The organism is Streptacidiphilus sp. ASG 303 (assembly GCF_020991365.1).
Classification (GTDB): Bacteria; Actinomycetota; Actinomycetes; order Streptomycetales; family Streptomycetaceae; genus Peterkaempfera.
Window position 1 is genome coordinate 1 of record NZ_JAJLRA010000077.1, and the last position, 1,270, is coordinate 1,270.

At 71.5% G+C, this 1,270-nt stretch carries 1 protein-coding gene; it reads right to left on the bottom strand.

Features of this window, described 5'->3' with window-relative positions; all coding sequences use genetic code 11:
- On the bottom strand, window positions 1-1,270 hold a 1,270-nt coding region (locus LO771_RS29965), incomplete at both ends, for an amino acid adenylation domain-containing protein (protein ID WP_230748301.1).

The following is a 1,270-nucleotide window of genomic DNA, read 5'->3' on the forward strand; positions in this document are numbered from 1 at the left end:
ATGCCGAGGACCTCGGCGAAGACGGCGCACAGCTGTGCTTCCCGCTCGGTCTCCGGCCTGCGGCCGGCCCCGGCGGTCACCGCCAGGTCCGGCTCGGGCAGGGCCTTGCGGTCCAGCTTGCCGTTGACCGTCAGCGGGAACGCCTCCAGCACCACGACCGCCGACGGCACCATGTACTCCGGCAGGAGTCCGGTCAGGTGCGCGCGTACCTCCGCGGCAAGTTCGACGGTGTCGCGTTCGTGCGCCTCGGGCGCGGGCACCGCATAGCCGACCAGTCGCTTGTCTCCGGGGCGGTCCTCGCGGACGAGGACCGTGGCCTGGGCGACGGCCGGGTGGGCGGCGAGCGCGGCCTCGATCTCCCCGAGCTCGATACGGAAGCCCCGCAGCTTGACCTGGTCGTCGATACGGCCGAGGTAGTCGAGCTGGCCGTCCGTGGTCCAGCGCACGAGGTCGCCGGTGCGGTACATGCGCTCGCCGGGGCCGCCGTAGGGGTCGGCGACGAAGCGCTCGGCACTCAGGACCGGGCGGGCGTAGTAGCCGCGGGCAAGGTTTGCGCCCGCGACGTACATCTCGCCCGGGACGCCGGGCGGGCAGGGCTGCAGGGCGGCATCGAGGACATACATGCGCAGGCTGGGGATACCGCGTCCGATAAGGCTGGCGCCGCGGTTCGCGGTGGCCATCGCCTCTGTGATCGGCTCGTACGTGACGTAGACCGTGGTCTCGGTCGGTCCGTACATGTTGACCAGCTGCGGGGCGTCGTCGGCGTGGCGGCCGTACCAGTCGCCAAGGTGCGCCAGATCGAGTGCCTCACCCGCCAGGATGATGCGGCGCAGCCGGAGTTCGCGACTCAGCTCGGGGTTTCGGGCGTCGGCCTGGGCGAGCTGGTAGAACGCGGACGGGGTCTGGCTCAGCACCGTCACCCCCTCGCGGACGAGGAGGGCGAGGAAGTCGGCCGGAGAGCGGGAGACGTCGAAGGGCACGACGACCAGGCGCCCGCCGTGCAGCAGCGGGCCCCACATCTCCCACACCGAGACGTCGAACGCGAAGGAGTGGAACCAGGTGAACGCGTCGTCCGGGCCGAAGCCGAACCAGTCGCGGGTCGCGGCGAACAACCGCAGGACGTTGGCGTGCGGAACGGATACACCCTTGGGACGGCCCGTCGAGCCGGAGGTGTAGATCACATACGCGGGGTGGGCGGGCAGCAGTGGCGTCGTGCGCTCGGCGTCGGTGAGGTCGGTGTCCGGCAGCTGCGCCAGGCGTGCGGCGGTGT